Annotated in this window: 14 protein-coding genes and 1 rRNA gene; 9 read left to right on the top strand and 6 right to left on the bottom strand. The window is 43.1% G+C overall.

The genetic code is table 11. The annotated features are described in order from the left end of the window. Window positions 1-25: 25 nt before the first annotated feature. The 6 genes from mnmG to rpmH all read right to left on the bottom strand — a co-directional run bounded on the left by mnmG (window position 26) and on the right by rpmH (window position 6,249). Window positions 26-1,912 (bottom strand): tRNA uridine-5-carboxymethylaminomethyl(34) synthesis enzyme MnmG, encoded by a 1,887-nt coding sequence (gene mnmG / locus AB5I83_RS06775; protein WP_448973966.1) that lies wholly within the window; start codon window positions 1,910-1,912, stop codon window positions 26-28. 111 nt (window positions 1,913-2,023) lie between these two features. Then, a complete protein-coding gene (gene mnmE / locus AB5I83_RS06770) occupies window positions 2,024-3,409 on the bottom strand; it encodes a tRNA uridine-5-carboxymethylaminomethyl(34) synthesis GTPase MnmE (RefSeq protein ID WP_448973964.1) in 1,386 nt (461 codons plus the stop codon). Between the two features lie 606 nt (window positions 3,410-4,015). Then, complete coding sequence (gene jag, locus AB5I83_RS06765) at window positions 4,016-4,636, bottom strand: RNA-binding cell elongation regulator Jag/EloR (RefSeq protein WP_448973962.1); 621 nt, start codon at window positions 4,634-4,636, stop codon at window positions 4,016-4,018. Then, the gene (gene spoIIIJ / locus AB5I83_RS06760) at window positions 4,633-5,406 is read right to left on the bottom strand and encodes a YidC family membrane integrase SpoIIIJ (protein WP_448973960.1); all 774 of its coding nucleotides are present in this window, start codon (window positions 5,404-5,406) and stop codon (window positions 4,633-4,635) included. Before spoIIIJ ends, jag begins: the two co-directional genes overlap by 4 nt. Before the next feature lie 161 nt (window positions 5,407-5,567). Continuing rightward, window positions 5,568-5,930, bottom strand: a complete 363-nt coding sequence (rnpA, locus tag AB5I83_RS06755) for a ribonuclease P protein component (RefSeq protein ID WP_167830953.1) — start codon at window positions 5,928-5,930, stop codon at window positions 5,568-5,570. 184 nt (window positions 5,931-6,114) lie between these two features. Further along, a complete protein-coding gene (gene rpmH, locus AB5I83_RS06750) occupies window positions 6,115-6,249 on the bottom strand; it encodes a 50S ribosomal protein L34 (RefSeq protein ID WP_013059930.1) in 135 nt (44 codons plus the stop codon). 843 nt (window positions 6,250-7,092) lie between these two features. Between rpmH and dnaA the strand changes: the two genes are divergently transcribed. From dnaA to AB5I83_RS06705, 9 genes are all read left to right on the top strand, one after another. Continuing rightward, window positions 7,093-8,439, top strand: a complete 1,347-nt coding sequence (gene dnaA, locus AB5I83_RS06745; protein ID WP_226642625.1) for a chromosomal replication initiator protein DnaA — start codon at window positions 7,093-7,095, stop codon at window positions 8,437-8,439. 182 nt (window positions 8,440-8,621) lie between these two features. Then, the gene (gene dnaN / locus AB5I83_RS06740) at window positions 8,622-9,758 is read left to right on the top strand and encodes a DNA polymerase III subunit beta (protein WP_167830951.1); all 1,137 of its coding nucleotides are present in this window, start codon (window positions 8,622-8,624) and stop codon (window positions 9,756-9,758) included. 340 nt (window positions 9,759-10,098) lie between these two features. Further along, the gene (gene yaaA, locus AB5I83_RS06735; protein WP_023613365.1) at window positions 10,099-10,314 is read left to right on the top strand and encodes a S4 domain-containing protein YaaA; all 216 of its coding nucleotides are present in this window, start codon (window positions 10,099-10,101) and stop codon (window positions 10,312-10,314) included. A 19-nt stretch (window positions 10,315-10,333) separates the two neighbouring features. Beyond that, window positions 10,334-11,452, top strand: a complete 1,119-nt coding sequence (gene recF, locus AB5I83_RS06730; RefSeq protein ID WP_448973955.1) for a DNA replication/repair protein RecF — start codon at window positions 10,334-10,336, stop codon at window positions 11,450-11,452. A 10-nt stretch (window positions 11,453-11,462) separates the two neighbouring features. Further along, window positions 11,463-11,711 carry an extracellular matrix regulator RemB gene (gene remB / locus AB5I83_RS06725; RefSeq protein WP_167830950.1) on the top strand — a complete coding sequence of 83 codons (249 nt, stop codon included), beginning with the start codon at window positions 11,463-11,465 and terminating at the stop codon, window positions 11,709-11,711. Window positions 11,712-11,840: 129 nt separating this feature from the next. Then, complete coding sequence (gyrB, locus tag AB5I83_RS06720; protein ID WP_448975236.1) at window positions 11,841-13,748, top strand: DNA topoisomerase (ATP-hydrolyzing) subunit B; 1,908 nt, start codon at window positions 11,841-11,843, stop codon at window positions 13,746-13,748. Between the two features lie 128 nt (window positions 13,749-13,876). Continuing rightward, on the top strand, window positions 13,877-16,471 hold the full coding sequence (gyrA, locus tag AB5I83_RS06715) for a DNA gyrase subunit A (protein WP_448973952.1): 2,595 nt from the start codon (window positions 13,877-13,879) through the stop codon (window positions 16,469-16,471). A gap of 93 nt (window positions 16,472-16,564) precedes the next feature. Next, complete coding sequence (locus AB5I83_RS06710) at window positions 16,565-17,650, top strand: HD-GYP domain-containing protein (protein WP_448973950.1); 1,086 nt, start codon at window positions 16,565-16,567, stop codon at window positions 17,648-17,650. 356 nt (window positions 17,651-18,006) lie between these two features. Next, a 16S ribosomal RNA gene (locus AB5I83_RS06705) occupies window positions 18,007-18,121 on the top strand; the annotation flags it as partial.

Here is an 18,121-nt window from a genome sequence, read left to right as displayed (position 1 = left end):
ACCCTTTCTGTCCTTGCTGGTGATTTTACGATTGAATTCGTGCAATACGCCCCTGTTCCAAATAGACAAGCAGTATAGAGATATCTGCAGGATTCACTCCTGAAATTCTCGAGGCCTGAGCTAAAGTTAATGGACGAACTTCCTTCAATTTTTGGCGGGCCTCTGTTGCCAATCCGGAAATCGCATCATAATCAATATTTTCGGGAATTTTCTTATCTTCCATCTTTTTCAGCCTTTCGACCTGCTGAAGAGACTTCTCAATATATCCCTCATATTTGATTTGGATTTCTGTCTGTTCCTCTGTTTCGAAATCCAATTCGCCATCTGGAGGAACGAGTTTCTTAATGTGCTCATAAGAAACCTCTGGACGCTTCAAAAGGTCGGAAGCACGGATGCCATCCTTCAATTCACTTCCGCCAAGCGAACGGATCAACTCCTGTACCTCCGCTGACGGTTTGATGATGATCGATTGAAGGCGTTTTTTCTCTGCTTCAATTGCTTCTTTTTTCGCTAAAAACTTCTGGTAGCGCTCTTCGGCAATCAAGCCGATTTCATGTCCTTTTTCAGTCAAACGAAGATCCGCATTATCATGGCGCAAAAGCAGGCGGTATTCCGCTCTTGATGTCAATAAACGGTACGGTTCATTCGTACCTTTTGTCACGAGGTCATCAATCAGTACACCGATATAGGCATCCGCACGGCTAAGAATCACTTCTTCTTTGTCCAGTGCCCTTCTGCCTGCATTGATTCCTGCCATGATTCCCTGTCCGGCAGCCTCTTCGTAGCCAGAAGTACCATTGATCTGGCCTGCCGTATAAAGATTTTTGACGAGTTTCGTTTCCAGTGTTGGCCACAGCTGAGTCGGCACGACAGCATCATACTCAATTGCATAGCCGGCACGCATCATCTGGACTTTTTCCAGGCCAGGGATGGTCTGGAGGATCTTATGCTGGACCTCTTCCGGCAAACTGGTTGACAGTCCCTGCACATAGACTTCCTGTGTATTCCTGCCCTCTGGCTCGAGGAAAATCTGGTGGCGCGGCTTGTCATTGAAGCGGACGACCTTATCCTCGATGGATGGACAGTAGCGCGGACCAGTACCCTTGATCATTCCAGAATACATTGGTGAGCGGTGCAGATTTTCATCAATCAGCTGGTGTGTTTGCTCATTCGTATACGTCAGCCAGCAAGGAAGCTGGTCCGTGATGTATTTCGTCGTTTCATAAGAAAACGCACGGTGGACATCGTCACCAGGCTGTATTTCTGTTTTTGTATAATCAATACTGTCGCTGTGTACACGTGGCGGCGTTCCCGTTTTAAAGCGAACGAGGTCGAAGCCAAGCTCCTCAAGATGCTCTGACAGCTTGATTGACGGCTGCTGGTTGTTCGGGCCGCTTGAATATTTCAATTCACCAAGGATGATTTCCCCGCGCATATACGTACCAGTCGTAATGACGACCGTTTTAGCACGATAAATGGCTCCCGTCTGGGTGATGACCCCTTTACATTCGCCTTCTTCTATAATCAGGCGCTCAACCATCCCCTGTACCAATGTAAGGTTCTTTTCATTTTCCATTGTCTTTTTCATTTCATTCTGATAATCGAATTTATCAGCCTGGGCCCTCAAAGCTCGTACTGCTGGACCCTTTCCTGTGTTCAGCATCCTCATCTGGATGTAGGTTTTATCAATGTTGCGGCCCATTTCTCCGCCAAGTGCGTCAATTTCCCGCACAACGATGCCCTTTGCAGGTCCGCCGATTGACGGGTTGCACGGCATGAACGCAATCATATCAAGATTGATGGTAATCATCGCGGTTTTCGCACCCATACGTGCCGGCGCAAGTGCTGCCTCAACGCCCGCATGGCCGGCACCAACTACAACCACATCAAAATTCCCGGCTTCATAACCCATCCTGCTGCCTCCTTTTTATGCTCCATTCAAACACCTTTATAGTTCAAAAGCACTAATGAAAATAAATCTATTAACTAGTGAGAAAATTTTTTGAGAATAGTTTCTATACTATTACTTACCTAAACAGAACTGGGAGAATAACTGGTCAATCAAGCTTTCATGGACGCTTTCTCCGATGATTTCGCCAAGCAGCTCCCAAGAACGAGTCAAATCGATTTGGACGATATCGATTGGCGTTCCCATTTCGACACCTGAGATTGCTTCTTCTATTGAATGTACCGCCTGATTCAAAAGTGCAATATGGCGGCTGTTCGAAACATACGTCATGTCTCCTGCTTCAATCGCACCGGAGAAGAATAGGCTTGATATCGCTTCTTCCAGCTCATCCACTCCCTTGTCCTCGAGCAATGAAGTGGTGACAAGAGCATAATTCTTCGTAAGCTCCTTCACTTGGTCCATATCAATTTTTTGCGGAAGGTCGGTTTTGTTGACGATAACGATGACATCCATTCCCTCAACTGCTTTGAAAATATTTCGATCCTCTTCCGTAAGCTCATCCGAATAATTCAGAACGAGCAGAATCAAATCTGCTTCCTTCAGGACCTGACGAGACCGTTCAACACCAATTCTTTCTACAATATCTTCCGTTTCGCGGATTCCCGCTGTATCCAGAAGTCTCAAAGGAACACCACGGACATTCACATACTCTTCGATGACGTCGCGTGTAGTCCCTGGTATATCAGTAACAATTGCTTTATTTTCATGCACAAGGCTGTTAAGCAAGGATGATTTCCCTACATTCGGACGTCCAACAATGACGGTTGATAATCCTTCACGGAGAATTTTTCCCTGCTGCGAGGTTTGCAAGAGCTTTTCCAGCTCACCTTTTACATACTTCGCCTTTTCCAACAGCATGTTATGCGTCATTTCTTCAACATCGTCATACTCCGGATAGTCGATATTCACTTCGACATGCGCAAGAATTTCGAGAATTTCCTGACGCAGCTTCTGAATCAGCCTTGATAGGCGCCCCTCCATCTGGCCAAGTGCCAGGTTCATCGCCCGGTCCGTTTTCGCTCTGATCAAGTCGATGACTGCCTCCGCCTGGGAAAGGTCGATTCGTCCATTTAAAAAAGCCCGTTTTGTAAATTCCCCCGGCTCCGCCAGTCTCGCTCCCTGATTCAGAACAAGCTGGAGCACACGGTTTACAGAAACAAGACCCCCATGGCAGTTGATTTCGACTACATCCTCTTTCGTGAACGTTTTTGGTCCCCTCATGACAGAAACCATAACCTCTTCCGCGACTTGTCCAGTTTTCGGATCAATCAAATGGCCGTAATGGATAGTATGCGAAGCCACTTCGCTCAGCTTCTTGCTCCCGATCCCTCTGAACAATCGGTCTGCTATTTCGAAAGCTTGATCCCCGCTCAAACGGACAATCGCAATCGCGCCCTCACCCATCGGCGTAGAAATCGCCGCAATCGTATCAAATTCCATTTGCTCACCCCACTTTTCCGAAAAAATGATTTATATAAAAAATGAAAGTTTGTTTTCTACAAATTACTAGAATACCACATCACTTTAGTGAAAAAAAGAAAGGAATCTCTCAATAATGAATTTATCCACAACTCATTAAATAAACTTATTTAATTTTAACTTATCCACATGTGAATAACAATAAAACCAAATGAGGAAATAAATGATTTTTATTTGAGTTGTGAAAAACTTAATCAGGATATGAAGGACTGTGGTTTGATTCAACTATAATCCTGGATGCAAATTGATGTGGTGTTGTATTTTAAATTGGAAAAAACGTTCATTTATTTCCAATTCGCCAATAAAAATTGAATTTCGCCAATAAACTCCTCGGTTTCGCCAATAAAACTATTTTTTCGCCAATATTTTTGTTTTTTCGCCAATAAAGTTTTGAAAACCGCCAATAAATTCTCATTGAACGAAATATCCCCTCGCTCCTAGTTCCAAAAAAACTATTAATTAAACTTTTCTGACACTTAAAAATGCGCCAAAATCATTTTAATTTAGTAGTAAAATGCACAAAAAACCCCAAACCAACAATAGGTTTGGGGTTTTTATCACTCATTATTACTTCGAAGGCGCGATCACTATATGTCTATGTGGTTCACTGCCATCAGAATATGTTTTGATTCTTTTATTTGACATCAATGCAGTATGAATCACTTTGCGTTCATACGAAGGCATAGGTTCGAGCGCAACGGTCTGTCCGGTTCGGACTGCTTTTTGTGCAAGGCGTTCAGCCAATTGAACGAGGGTATCATTCCTGCGCTGGCGATAATCCTCTGCATCAAGCAAGACAGTTGAATACTGTTCAGAGTAACGGTTCATCACAAGCTGAGTCAAAAATTGCAGGGAATTCAGCGTTTGACCTCTTTTTCCGATTAGCAAAGCGATCTTCTCACCCGACATCGTAAAAAGTACTGTTTTTCCTTCTTTTTTTACATCAACTTCAATTGGCGCTCCCATTTGCGAGCCAACCGACTTCAAATAATTAACGGCTTCTTCAACAGCATCGATTTTCACTGTCACTTTGACGACAGCCGGGCGTGTGCCGAAAAGTCCGAAAATCCCCTTTTTGCCTTCATCAATTACATCAATTTCTGTGCGGTCTTTGGTTGTTTTTAATTGAGCTAAAGCGGATTCTACTGCTTCGTCGACATTTTGTCCTGTAGCAGTTACCTGTTTCACTTTTTTGCTCCTCCCGCATTGCCGGCAGCCGCAGCTTTTAGATCCGGCCCTTTAATAAAGTAAGTTTGAACGATCATGAATAAGTTACCGACTACCCAGTACAATGAAAGTGCTGCTGGGAAGTTGATCGCGAACACGATGATCATGATTGGCATCAGCCAAAGCATCATCGCCATCTGCGGATTTGCTTCCTGGCCAGCCATCATCATTTTTTGCTGGATGAAAGTTGTCGCACCTGCTACTAATGGCAGGATATAGTATGGATCCGGTGAACCAAGATCGAACCACATGAAGTTATGCTCGGCAATTTCCCTTGTTCTTGAGATCGCATGATAGAAACCAATCAGGATCGGCATCTGGACAATCAGTGGGAAACAGCCTGCAAGCGGATTGACACCGTGCTTTTGGAATAGCGCCATCGTTTCCTGCTGCAGCTTCTGCTGAGTCTTCTGGTCCTTCGAGCTGTATTTTTCCTTCAGCTTCTGCATTTCAGGCTGCAATGCCTGCATTGCTTTCGAGCTCTTTGTCTGTTTGATCATAAGCGGCAGGATTGCCAGGCGGATGATCAAAGTAACAACGATGATCGAAAATCCAAAGCTGCCACCAAGCCATTCAGCCATTTTCACGATGAACAAGGACAATGGATAAACAATATATTCATTCCAAAAACCCTTGCTCTCCTCAGTGATCGGCTGGTCGTACTCCATACAGCCCGTCAGCAAGGTCGTCACTAAAAGCAAGCCCATTATTAACAATATTCTTTTTTTCAAGCTTCATTTCCTCCTAACTTCCCGGTACGTTCATTTATTTTCAAAAGTTTGTCCCAAATTTATGTACATTTAGCTTTATCAGCGCAATGCAATCAAGAGTATTTTAACATCTTTTATAGGGAAGCGCTTTTAAAAAATGCAATTAGGTAAATATTTTTGCCTCATCCATTATCTCCAGTTTTCGGCTTCTTCAAAACCTTTCCTACCTTCAAGACATGCTCCAGGCTTTTTTTCACTTCATGCATGTCCATTTCAGCAGTTGGCTTACGCGCGATGATGATGTAGTCATTCCCGTTATGGACACGTTCCTGCAGTTCATGGAAGGATTGCCGGATATAACGTTTGATTTGGTTGCGCATGACGGCATTGCCGATTTTTTTGCTGACCGACAGCCCGATGCGGAAATTCTCCTGCTCGGGTTTTTTTAAGATATAGACAACGAATTGTCGGTTCGCAACCGATCTTCCTTTTTTAAAGGCCTCTTGGAACTCTTTATTTTTTTTCACTCTGAAGTCTTTTTTCATCTATAGCACCTTCAATTCTCTATGGATCCGTTTGTTAATCCGGGATCTTTTAAAAATGGCTCCTCAGGGATTCATTTTATACAGTATGGCCAAAAATAAATCCCATAAAGCCAATTCGCCAGTAATTCCAGCTCCCAAAATAGTATTGCCCAAAGAGAAAAAAGACCACTGACATTTCAGTGGCCTAAGCTGATAATACTTTTCTTCCTTTGCGACGACGGCGAGCAAGAACCTTACGGCCATTTGCACTGCTCATGCGGGCACGGAATCCGTGAACTTTGCTGTGTTTACGTTTATTTGGTTGATAAGTGCGTTTCATATATATTACACCTCCCTGAGGAATAGCTGTTACAGACAGTCTTTGTAATTATAAAGACGGTCGGTGTATATTGTCAAGTGCCTATTCGGAAATCGACGGCGCTGGCAAAATTTAAAATTAAATTTCCCCGTGATTTCATCAACCTTCAGATGATTGCTTTTCCAACCTCAATCCAGACTATTCTTCTAAATTTCGGAACCCTTTCGGAATTCTTTCTGAACTTTATGTTCTATTAAGATCCACAACCTATATAGAAGTCTTAAATTTTTTTTAGTTGATTCTTTCATAAATTTATCAAGAATAATTTCCTCCGCAAAAATAAATGTTATAGATGAAAACTATAGTGATTTTCACTTATTCCAGCGCCCTGTGGACAAAAATCGACATAGTTTTTATTATCCACAAGCCTTTCTGACAGCTTTTACACAATTCAAGTGCCTGTGGACAATTACTCTCCACAGTGATAGTGTATTGTGGATAATGTATTAAAAAGCGTTGCGCCATGCTAGATTATCTGATATTATATTTGTGTTTTCACTCTTAATAATTCGATAACAAAAATATAATTATCCACAAATTGTGGATAAGCTGTGGATAGGTTATTCAGGCCTGTTGTAAAACTTTGTCCACAGAAAGTGGATATTGTCGAAAAGCTTCATTTCTTCCTTATTATATATTTTTCCACATTAATAGTTTTGTATATTTATTAATTCAGGGGTTGTACAGCATGTATAACCTTTGATTTTGTGCTTTTCGAGCATGGATGCATAAGAGTAAATAGGACACTGTGAATGCAGCAGCAGCTAGATATAGAAAAAATGACTAGAGAAGGAGGGATAATCGTTGGAGAACATTGCAGATCTCTGGAACAACGCTCTCGCTAAAATCGAGAAAAAGATCAGCAAGCCAAGTTTCGACACATGGCTCAAATCAACGAAGGCACACACCTTGCAGGGTGATGTCCTTACGATTACAGCCCCGAATGAGTTTGCCCGTGACTGGCTGGAGGAACGTTATTCCCAGTTAATCAGCGGTATTTTGTATGAGATCACTGGTGAAGAACTTTCTGTAAAATTCATCATTCCCCAAAACCAGAACGAAGAAGATCTCGATATTCCATTGCCGCCTAAGCGAGTGAAGAAGGAAGACGATATTCCGGATTTGCCTGTCAGTATGCTGAATCCAAAGTATACATTCGATACTTTTGTCATTGGTTCAGGCAACCGTTTCGCCCATGCTGCATCGCTCGCAGTAGCCGAAGCGCCGGCAAAAGCCTATAACCCGTTATTCATATACGGGGGCGTAGGTCTTGGTAAAACCCACTTGATGCATGCAATCGGTCACTATGTCCAGGATCATAATCCGAATGCAAAAGTGGTTTATTTGTCATCTGAAAAATTCACGAATGAGTTCATCAATTCGATCAGGGACAATAAAGCGGGCGATTTCCGCAATAAATACCGCAATGTCGATGTTCTGCTCATTGATGATATTCAATTTTTGGCTGGAAAAGAACAAACTCAGGAAGAATTCTTTCATACATTCAATACATTGCATGAGGAAAGCAAGCAGATTGTCATCTCCAGTGACCGTCCGCCAAAAGAGATACCTACGCTTGAAGACAGGCTGAGATCCCGCTTTGAATGGGGATTGATCACGGATATCACTCCACCAGATCTCGAGACGAGGATTGCGATTCTTCGTAAAAAGGCGAAAGCTGAGGGCCTTGATATTCCGAATGAGGTTATGCTTTATATTGCGAATCAAATTGACTCCAACATCCGTGAATTGGAAGGAGCGTTGATTCGTGTCGTCGCTTATTCTTCACTGATCAACAAGGATATCAATGCGGACCTGGCAGCTGAGGCACTAAAAGATATAATCCCTAGCTCCAAGCCGAAGGTAATTACCATTCTCGACATCCAAAGGGTTGTCGGACAGCATTTCAATGTAAAGCTGGAGGATTTTAAAGCGAAGAAACGGACTAAATCCGTCGCCTTCCCTAGGCAAATCGCTATGTACTTGTCCAGAGAGCTGACTGATTTCTCTCTTCCTAAAATTGGCGAAGAATTCGGCGGCCGAGACCATACAACGGTCATTCACGCCCATGAAAAAATATCTAAGATGATTTCCGTTGACGCAAGTCTGCAAAAGCAGCTGAAAGAAATAAATGAACAATTAAGGGTTTAGGAAAGTGTGAATAACTCTCCATTGGTTACGCACAGTCTGTCCACATGTGGATAGGCTGTGTTTCCTTTGAAGAAAACCACTTATCCACAAATCCACAGGCCCTACTAGTACTTCTACTATTTTTTTAAAACATATTAGTATATGCAATAAGAAAAAAATTATTCCTAAACGGAGGCTAAAAAATGAGATTTATTATCCAGCGTGATTCATTGCTTCAAAGCGTTCAGGACGTAATGAAGGCAGTGACAAGCAGAACAACAATTCCTATTTTGACAGGTATTAAGATTGTTGCGAATGAAGAGGGAGTAACTCTTACAGGCAGCGATTCTGATATCTCCATCGAATCTTTCATTCCTAAAGAAGAAGCTGGGGATGAAATCGTTGAAATCAAACAGCCAGGATCCATTGTTTTGCAGGCGCGTTTCTTTAGTGAAATCGTTAAAAAGCTTCCTACAGACTCAGTAGAAATCGAAGTCCATAACAATCTGCAGACTGTTATTCGTTCTGGTAGATCAGAATTCAACCTGAATGGGCTGGATGCTGAAGAATATCCGCATCTTCCGCAAATTTCAGAAGAACATGTATTCAAAATTCCTACAGACCTATTAAAAGGCCTTATTCGCCAGACTGTCTTTTCAGTGTCCACCTCAGAAACACGCCCCATCTTGACAGGTGTAAACTGGAAGGTCGAGAACAATGAGCTAATCTGTATTGCAACAGATAGCCACAGACTTGCGTTGAGGAAAGCGAAGCTCGAAGCAGAGAACACTGGCAGCTATAATGTGGTCATCCCTGGTAAAAGTTTGACAGAATTGAGCAAAATTCTTGATGACAGTTCTGAATCAGTGGATATCGTCATCACTGAAAACCAGGTATTGTTCAAAGCAAAGCATTTACTATTCTTCTCACGACTGCTGGAAGGAAATTATCCTGACACAGGCCGTTTGATTCCAACTGAGAGCAAAACAGATGTAGTCGTAAATACGAAGGAATTCCTTCATGCGATCGATCGTGCATCCTTGCTTGCCAGAGAAGGAAGAAACAACGTGGTTAAGTTCTCCACAATCGAAGGCGGCGCAATCGAGGTTTCATCCAACACACCGGAAATCGGGACAGTTGTCGAAGAAATCCAAAGTCAATCCATCGATGGCGAGGACCTGAAAATTTCATTCAGCGCGAAGTATATGATGGATGCCCTAAAAGCACTGGAAGGAACAGAAATCCAAATAAGCTTTACAGGCGCAATGAGACCATTCGTCATCAGACCGCTCCACGACGATTCCATCCTGCAGCTAATCCTGCCGGTTAGGACTTACTAAGATGATTTATTGCCACCAGTTCTACGCTGGTGGCTTTTTACTTATAGGTTGAGAATGTATACTAATTGGATTGTAGCGGAAGGCACGAAGACTCCTCGAAAATGCTAACGCATTTCCTGCGTGCGTGGGCACGTTCTGGGAAGCTATTCAAAGTCCTGCGGGATCAGCTGGACAGATGAGACCCCACAGGAGCTTGCTCCGAGGAGGCTCACCGCCAGCCCCGCGGAAAGCGAAGTGCCTGGAGCGAAAATCCAACTCAATATAAGAAAATTTGTTTCTATGGAAAAAATTTAGTAAAATAAAGTATTAAGTCCTTTTGGAAGAAAAGGGTGTGAGAAACGTGAATGAGGAAATAAAAATTGATACGGAATATATCACGCTTGGCCAATTCCTGAAACTTGCCGATGTAATCCAATCAGGCGGAATGGCGAAGTGGTTTTTAAGTGAACATGATGTTTTTATCAATGGTGAACAAGACCAGCGAAGAGGAAGGAAGCTTCGTTCCGGAGATCAGGTATCAATTCCTGGTTTTGGGGAGTTCAGCATAACGCAATAACCCAGAGGATGAACTGTTCATGTATATAGAGGAACTGCAATTAAGGAATTATCGCAATTACCAGGGATTAGAGGCAACATTTGAAAACAAGGTCAATGTCATCCTTGGTGAAAATGCCCAGGGGAAAACGAATGTCATGGAGTCCATCTATGTGCTTGCGATGGCAAAATCACATCGGACCTCCAATGATAAAGATTTAATTCGCTGGGACGAGGAATATGCTAAAATAGAGGGACGGATTAAAAAAAGTAACGGATCATTGCCGATGCAGCTTGTCATTTCAAAAAAAGGCAAGAAGGCAAAAGTCAATCATCTTGAACAGAGGAAGCTAAGTCAGTATGTCGGCAATATGAATGTCGTCATGTTTGCCCCTGAGGATCTTAACCTTGTGAAAGGAAGCCCCCAGGTAAGAAGACGATTTGTCGACATGGAGATTGGACAGGTATCAGCGGTTTATCTGCATGATATCAGCCAGTATAATAAAATTCTCCAGCAAAGGAATCATTATCTGAAACAGCTGCAGATAAAAAAAGCAACAGACCATACGATGCTCGATATTCTGACCGAACAATTTATCCAGGCGGCTGCCAGGATCATTGTGAAGCGATTCGAATTTCTCCATTTGCTCGAACAGTGGGCGTTGCCGATCCATCAGGGAATATCCAGAGGGCTGGAGGACTTAAAAATAGTCTATAAACCTTCAGCAGAGGTATCAGAAGATGATGATTTGTCGAAAATGATAGCAGTGTATGAAGAAAAATTTGCTAAAATAAAGACAAGAGAGATTGACCGGGGGACCACCATGTTTGGACCGCACCGGGATGATCTGCAATTTTTCGTGAATGGCCGTGATGTCCAGACATTCGGATCACAAGGACAACAGCGGACAACAGCCCTATCTGTAAAATTGGCAGAAATTGAATTGATCAATTCAGAGATTGGTGAGTATCCAATCCTGTTACTTGATGATGTCCTGTCTGAGTTAGATGATTATCGCCAATCCCACTTATTGAATACCATCCAGGGGAAAGTTCAAACCTTCGTCACGACCACTAGTGTGGATGGAATCGACCATCAGACATTAAGGGAAGCAGCCACTTATAAAGTGAAAACCGGAGAAATGACAAGAATCCAATGAGGTGGACTACATGTATTTGCATGTTGGTGAAGAAGTCCTAGTGAGGACAAAAGATATTATCGCGATATTAGACATTGAAAGCGCCAGTTCTTCTCCATTCATGGAGGAGTTCATAACGCGCCAGGACCAGGAGATTATCCACTTGGCCAAGGGAACGGTCAAGTCAATCGTGGTTACAGGAAATCATATATACTATTCCCCATTAGCATCAGGAACATTAAAGAAACGCTCCCAAAAACTATCCGTTCAGGAATTTTAATAGATCAGCGTATTCGCAAAAAATGTCGAAAAACAACGATATATGCGAAAATAGCAAATAGATAAGTTTTCAAAAAGTTGAGTGAAAATGAAAGTGTAGGTGATCGATATGGCTACGGAGGAACAATCCATGCAAGGACAAGCGTACGATGAAAATCAGATACAAGTGCTTGAGGGCCTGGAAGCTGTACGCAAACGTCCAGGGATGTATATCGGATCAACGAGTGGAAAAGGCTTGCACCATCTTGTATGGGAAATCGTTGATAACAGTATAGATGAAGCACTTGCCGGCTACTGTGACGAAATTAATGTCATTATCGAAGAAGACAACAGTATCACTGTTCAGGATAATGGCCGCGGAATCCCTGTCGGCATCCATGAGAAAATGGGAAGGCCAGCGGTTGAGGTCATCATGACAGTACTTCACGCAGGCGGAAAGTTTGGCGGCGGAGGCTATAAGGTTTCCGGAGGTCTCCATGGTGTTGGTGCATCTGTTGTTAATGCCCTGTCAACGTATCTTGAAGTATTCGTCCACCGTGATGGAAAAGTCCATTATCAAAAATTCGAACGTGGCGCTGTCGGAGATCCGTTAAAAGTGATTGGTGAAACCGATCGGACGGGAACGACTGTCCACTTCAAGCCAGACGGAGAAATTTTCACCGAGACATTGGAATATGATTACGATACACTCGCAAATCGCCTTCGTGAGCTTGCCTTCCTGAACAGAGCAATCAAGATCACGATCGAAGATAAGCGCGGAGAAGGAAAAAAGAATGAGTATTACTACGAGGGCGGAATTAAATCCTATGTGGAGCATTTAAACCGTACCAGAGAGGTCCTTCACGAGGAGCCGATCTACATTGAAGGTGAAAAAGAAGGCATTACGGTAGAGGTAGCACTTCAATATAATGACAGCTTCACTGGAAACATTTACTCATTCGCTAACAATATCCATACCTATGAGGGCGGTACGCATGAGTTTGGCTTTAAAACAGCTTTGACTCGTGTAATCAACGATTACGCCCGTAAGCATGGTATTTTCAAGGAAAGCGATTCAAACCTGTCCGGAGAAGATGTGCGTGAAGGCCTGACAGCAATCGTTTCAGTCAAGCACCCAGATCCACAGTTTGAAGGACAGACGAAAACAAAACTCGGAAATTCAGAGGTCCGTACGGTAACTGACACACTCTTTTCAGACCACTTTGAAAAATTCATGCTGGAAAATCCGAATGTGGCAAGGAAGATTGTCGACAAAGGGCTTATGGCGGCAAGAGCAAGGCTTGCGGCGAAAAAAGCACGTGAGCTGACCAGGAGAAAGAGTGCGCTTGAAATCTCAAGCTTGCCGGGCAAACTGGCTGACTGCTCTTCAAAGGACCCATCCATCAGCGAATTATATATCGTTGAGGGAGATTCAGCGGGTGGTTCTGCCAAGCAGGGGCGTGACCGACACTTCCAGGCGATCCTGCCACTGCGCGGAAAAATCCTGAACGTTGAAAAATCGCGTCTGGATAAGATTTTATCCAATAATGAGGTAAGAGCGATCATTACCGCAATCGGAACTGGAATAGGCGAAGACTTCGACCTTTCAAAGGCCCGTTACCAAAAAATCGTCATCATGACCGATGCCGATGTCGACGGCGCCCATATCCGTACTCTATTATTGACGTTCTTCTACCGATATATGAGAAAGATCCTTGAAGCAGGATATATTTATATTGCCCAGCCGCCTTTATATAAAGTCCAGCAGGGCAAGAAAGTAGAATATGCATACAACGACAAGGAGCTTGAAAGGATTCTTGCGGAGCTTCCACAGCAGCCGAAGCCAGGTATCCAGCGCTATAAGGGTCTTGGAGAGATGAACCCTGAGCAGCTATGGGATACAACGATGAATCCGGAAACAAGGACAACGCTCCAGGTAAGCCTTGAAGATGCAATCGAATCGGATGAGACCTTTGAAATCCTGATGGGGGATAAGGTTGAACCTCGACGCAATTTCATCGAAGAGAATGCACAGTATGTTAAGAACCTGGATATTTAATGATATATGCTCAGGATAGTAGGTTCTGCCTCTATCCTGCTTTTTCTGAAATGGCCAAGGGGCCGCGCAGAGCGTTTTGCCCCTTTATGGCCGTGCTGAACAGAGTTCCTAAAGGAGGTCTCTCTTAAATGGCTGAAACACCAAATCCACGTGTAAAAGAGATTAATATAAGCCAGGAAATGCGTTCATCCTTCCTGGATTATGCCATGAGTGTTATCGTGGCACGTGCGTTACCGGATGTACGTGACGGCTTGAAGCCGGTACATAGAAGGATCCTATACGCAATGCATGACCTAGGTATGCATTCAGACAAGGCCTATAAAAAATCGGCGAGGATCGTCGGTGAAGTTATCGGTAAGTATCACCCGCACGGTGACTCTGCTGTATACGACACAATGGTCCGTATGGCACAGGATTTCAACTACCGCTATATGCTTGTTGATGGTCATGGGAACTTCGGTTCTGTCGATGGCGATGCTGCAGCTGCGATGCGTTATACAGAAGCACGTATGTCGAAAATTTCGATGGAGCTTCTGCGTGACATCAATAAAGATACAATTGACTATCAGGACAACTATGACGGTTCTGAAAGAGAACCGATCGTTATGCCTTCAAGGTTTCCAAACCTTCTCGTCAACGGTACTTCCGGTATCGCGGTAGGTATGGCGACAAATATTCCTCCCCATCAGCTTGGCGAGGTCATAGATGGCGTATTAGCTATCAGTAAGGACCCAGACATGACCATCATGGAATTGATGGAAATCATCACAGGACCTGACTTCCCTACTGCTGGATTGATTTTGGGCCGCAGCGGTATCCGCAAAGCTTATGAGACTGGCCGCGGGTCGATTACATTGCGGGCGAAAGTAGAAATTGAACAGAAATCAAATGGCAAGGAAGTCATTATCGTCAGGGAACTTCCTTACCAAGTCAATAAGGCTAAGCTCATTGAGAAAATCGCTGAATTAGTCCGCGACAAGAGGCTTGACGGCATCACTGACCTGCGGGATGAATCTGACCGTAAAGGTATGAGGATTGTCATTGAAGTTCGCAAGGATGCAAATGCCAATGTTCTTTTAAATAATTTATATAAGCAAACGGCATTACAGACAAGCTTTGGTATCAACCTTTTGGCATTGGTCGATGGCCAGCCGAAGGTCCTTAACCTGAAGCAATGTCTAACCTACTATCTTGATCATCAGGTAGTCGTCATTCGCCGCCGTACAGAGTTTGAGCTTAAGAAGGCAGAAGCTCGTGCCCATATCCTCGAAGGGCTACGAATCGCGCTTGATAACCTTGATGCGGTCATCAGCCTGATCAGAAGCTCACGTACGACGGATATCGCAAGAGAAGGATTGATGACACAGTTCAAGTTATCTGATAAGCAAGCACAGGCTATCCTTGATATGCGTTTGCAGAGGCTTACAGGCTTGGAGCGCGAAAAGATCGAAGAGGAATTCCAAAACCTCATGAAGCTGATTGCAGAATTAAAAGCGATCCTTGCTGATAATGAAAAAGTATTGGAAATCATTCGTGAAGAGTTAATTGAAATCAAAGAGCGTTTTAACGATGAGCGCCGTACTGAAATCGTTTCAGGCGGTTTGGAAATGATCGAGGATGAAGACTTGATCCCTCGTGAAAACATCGTTATTACCTTGACGCATAACGGCTACGTCAAGCGCCTGCCTGTATCTACATACAGAGCACAGCGTCGCGGCGGCCGCGGCATCCAGGGTATGGGCACGAATGAAGATGACTTCGTTGAACATTTGATCACCACTTCAACGCATGATACCATCCTGTTCTTCACAAACAAAGGGAAGGTATATCGTTCGAAGGGTTATGAAATCCCTGAATTCAGCCGTACAGCGAAGGGAATTCCAATCATCAATCTATTGGAAATCGAAAAGGGTGAATGGGTCAACGCCATCATTCCTGTATCGGAATTTGTGGATGACTGGTCCCTCTTCTTCACAACGAAAGAAGGAATTTCAAAACGTTCACCACTTTCATCATTTGCGAATATCCGCAACAATGGTTTAATTGCTTTGAACTTGCGTGAAGGTGATGAATTGATTTCTGTCAGACTGACAGACGGCAGCAAAGAAATGATCATCGGCACGAAGAATGGCTTATTGATCCGTTTCCCTGAAACCGATGTCCGCTCTATGGGCCGTACTGCCACTGGAGTAAAGGGAATCACGCTTTCCGATGACGATGAAGTTGTCGGAATGGAAGTGCTTGAAGAAAGTGCCGAAATTCTTGTTGTTACGAAGAACGGGTACGGTAAAAGAACACCTTCCGAAGAATACAGAAGGCAAGGACGCGGCGGTAAAGGAATCAAGACATGTAACATTACTGATAAAAACGGCGACCTTGTGACGATGAAAGTTGTCACTGGTGAAGAAGACCTCATGCTGATTACTACAGGCGGTGTTTTGATCCGTATTCCTGTAAGCTCTATCTCCATGACAGGACGTAACACGCAAGGGGTTAAACTAATCAGCCTTAACAAAGCAGAAAATGAATATGTTGCGACAGTGGCTAAGGTCGATAAAGAAGAAGAAAAGCCAGAAGACTTAGAACTGGATGAGAATGCAGAGGCTGCAGTTGATTCTGAAGAAGCAATCAGTGAGAATGCAGAAGCACCAGTTGATCCTGAAGAAGTAGGCAGTGAAGATTCAGAAATGAACGAAACATCGGCTGAAGAGGATGAAGAATAAACTTTTTGAGAGGAACACAAAAATGTGTTCCTCTTTTTTGGCAAAATAAAGTAAAATAATTGTAAGAAAATTAAAATTCTGGGGTGGATAGCCTTGCGCGTATTAACAGACAACCTCAAAGAGGGCTGTATCCTTGCTGAAGATGTTCTAAGTAAAACAAATAGACCCATCATGAACAAAAAAACAGTTTTGTCAGAACACCTAATAGAAATTTTAAATGTTTTCTTGATAAAAGAAGTGGATGTTGAGAAAACATTGGTTAATGGATTGCCTTTTCAGGGCCCATCATTAGGCGGCGATAAAAAAGCGGGCTTGAATTCCATTGAAGGCGGAGAAGCTTTTATCGACTTATTCTTACAGGCCAAGCAGAGCTTCAAGAAAGAATTTATCTCCTGGCAATCAGGAATGCAGATAGATATTGCTAAACTAAGAACAATCATTGTCCCACTGATCGAGCAGGCAGAGATGACTTCTTCGGATATATTCAATCTACATCATTATTCGACCAAGACTGAATATATATATGATCATCCACTGGCTGTAGGAATTATCAGTGCCTTCATCGCCAAAAAGCTGAATTACAGCAAAGGGGATACCACACAAATCGCACTTGCAGGTATTTTATCCGATTGCGGGATGGCAAAAATAAGTCCTACTCTCTTAAATAAAAATACAACCTTAACAGTAGATGAATTTGAAGAGATTAAAAAACATCCTACATATAGCTATCAGATGGTGAAGAACAGTCCCTTGCTTAAAGACGGTACGAAAGTTGCTATTCTTCAACATCATGAAAGAATGGATGGAAGCGGCTATCCATTTGGCGAAAAGGCTAACAGGATTCACCCTTTTGCAAAAATCCTTGCCGTAGCCGATTCTTTTCATGCGATGACTTCAGAAAGGATTTATAAGCCTAAACACTCTCCTTTTAAAGTGCTCGAGATGATCAATGAAGAGCTATTTGGGGAGTTTGATATTACCGCCTTGAAAGCATTGAGTTCTGCAATTATGAATTTTTCAGTTGGCACTAAGATTCGCCTTTCTGATGGACAGGCAGCTGAAATCATCTTTGTGGAAGAAAAGAATCCAGCAAGGCCAATGGTTAAATTACTGGAGACAGATCAGATTCTTGCACTGGAAAAGAACAGGTACTTGCATATTGAGGAGTTCATTAGGTAGCTGGCTTTTTACAAGCTGGCTTTTTGTTTTTTCTCTTAATAGTTCATGCCATTATTGGGCGCACTCAAAAATTTTAATAAAGTTGTTTAAAAGTATTGCATTCAAATAAATTGACTGATATAATCTTCAAAGTCAGTAACGAGACGACAACATCAATTAAATAGTTTTTGAAAAAAGTTATTGACTTATACAGCTAGTAAGTGTTATATTATTAAAGTCGCTTCTGAGCGGCGCAGCAATAAATTGCTCTTTGAAAACTAAACAAACAAGCGTCAACAAACAATAAATTTTTCATGGCTTCTATTATAGAAGAACATGAGCCAACGTTTTAACTTTATGAGCTAACTCATAACTCTTACTTGGAGAGTTTGATCCTGGCTCAGGACGAACGCTGGCGGCGTGCCTAATACATGCAAGTCGAGCGGATCTTCATTAGCTTGCTCTTGAAGATCAGCGGCGGACGGGTGAGTA

The organism is Mesobacillus sp. LC4 (assembly GCF_053543455.1).
The sequence above is the reverse complement of the archived record's forward strand: the minus strand, read 5'-3'. Positions and strand labels throughout refer to the sequence as shown.

Excerpts from the sequence above, each read along its gene's own strand:
- gyrA (WP_448973952.1), top strand. The coding sequence starts at position 13,877 with ATGGCTGAAACACCAAATCCACGTGTAAAAGAGATTAATATAAGCCAG.
- remB (WP_167830950.1), top strand. The coding sequence starts at position 11,463 with ATGTATTTGCATGTTGGTGAAGAAGTCCTAGTGAGGACAAAAGATATT.
- rpmH (WP_013059930.1), bottom strand. The coding sequence starts at position 6,249 with ATGAAACGCACTTATCAACCAAATAAACGTAAACACAGCAAAGTTCAC.
- dnaN (WP_167830951.1), top strand. The coding sequence starts at position 8,622 with ATGAGATTTATTATCCAGCGTGATTCATTGCTTCAAAGCGTTCAGGAC.
- mnmG (WP_448973966.1), bottom strand. The coding sequence starts at position 1,912 with ATGGGTTATGAAGCCGGGAATTTTGATGTGGTTGTAGTTGGTGCCGGC.
- rnpA (WP_167830953.1), bottom strand. The coding sequence starts at position 5,930 with ATGAAAAAAGACTTCAGAGTGAAAAAAAATAAAGAGTTCCAAGAGGCC.
- recF (WP_448973955.1), top strand. The coding sequence starts at position 10,334 with ATGTATATAGAGGAACTGCAATTAAGGAATTATCGCAATTACCAGGGA.
- mnmE (WP_448973964.1), bottom strand. The coding sequence starts at position 3,409 with ATGGAATTTGATACGATTGCGGCGATTTCTACGCCGATGGGTGAGGGC.
- gyrB (WP_448975236.1), top strand. The coding sequence starts at position 11,841 with ATGCAAGGACAAGCGTACGATGAAAATCAGATACAAGTGCTTGAGGGC.